1 protein-coding gene is annotated in these 1,143 nt (G+C 78.0%); it reads left to right on the top strand.

All coding sequences use genetic code 11. The features are described 5' to 3' along the window. Positions 1–1,068: glycosyltransferase family 2 protein (locus tag ACFWDO_RS21440; RefSeq protein ID WP_380347209.1), on the top strand; the 1,068-nt coding region annotated here is incomplete at its 5' end. Positions 1,069–1,143: the final 75 nt, after the last annotated feature.

Here is a 1,143-nt window from a genome sequence, read left to right as displayed (position 1 = left end):
GGGGTGGACGACCACCCGGCCGCGCCGCCCGCCCTGCGGTGGACGGAGGCGCCGCCCGGCGTCGCCGTCGTCGCGTGCGTGCGCGACGAGGAGGCATACCTGGCCGAGGCCGTCGGGTCCGTCCTCGCCCAGGACTACCGCGGCCCGCTGCGGCTGGTGCTCGCCGTCGGGCCGTCCCACGACGCAACGGCGCGGGTCGCGGCGGAGCTCGCCGCGGCGGACCCGCGTGTCGTCGTGGTGGACAACCCGACCGGCTCCCGCTCCGTGGGGCTCAACCTCGCGTCCGGGCATGCGGGCGACGACGACCAGGTGCTGCTGCGCGTCGACGGGCACACGGTGCTGCCGGCCGACTACGTGACCCGGGCGGTCGCGACGCTCGAGCACACCGGAGCCGTGGGCGTGGGCGGCCTGATGCACCCGGTCGGGACGTCGACCGTGCAGCGGGCGGCGGCGCGCGCGATGAGCCACCCGGCCGGGATCGGCGCGGCGTCGTTCCACGTCGGGGGCGAGGCGGGGCCGTCCGAGACGGTGTACCTCGGGGCGTTCCGGCGCTCGGCGGTCGAGGCCGTCGGCGGGTACGACCCGTCGCTGGTGCGCGCGGAGGACTGGGAGCTGTGCCTGCGCCTGCGGCGCGCGGGCGGGCTGCTGTGGTTCGACCCCGCCCTGCAGGTCACCTACCGCCCGCGGCGCACGCTGCGCGCAGTGGCCAAGCAGTTCTGGCGCACCGGCATGTGGCGCCGCGAGGTGATCCGGCGCGACCCGTCCACGGCGAGCGTGCGCTACCTGGCGCCGCCCGCCCTCGTGCTCGGGCTCGTCGCGTCCGCGCTGCTCGTCGCGGGCGGCGCGCTCGCCGCGCTGCCGGCGGTGGCGCTCCTCGGCGCGGCCCTCCCGGCGGCGTACCTCGCCGGCGTCGTCGCCGCGTGCGCGCACGCCACCGGCCGCCGCCCGCGCCTGGGCGCGCTCGAGGCCGTGGTGCTGCCCGCCGTCGTCGTGACGATGCACCTGGCGTGGGGAGCGGGCTTCGTCCGCGGCCTCACCGCCCGGGCGGTGGCCGACCACCGCGCCTGACGTCCCGCTCCCGGGTCGCCGAACAGGCAGTTGACACCGTTATCGGCCGGAATCCGGCCCGATAACGGTGTCAAC

The organism is Isoptericola sp. NPDC060185 (assembly GCF_042728595.1).
GTDB lineage: Bacteria > Actinomycetota > Actinomycetes > Actinomycetales > Cellulomonadaceae > Isoptericola.
This window is presented reverse-complemented; position numbering and strand designations above follow the sequence as displayed.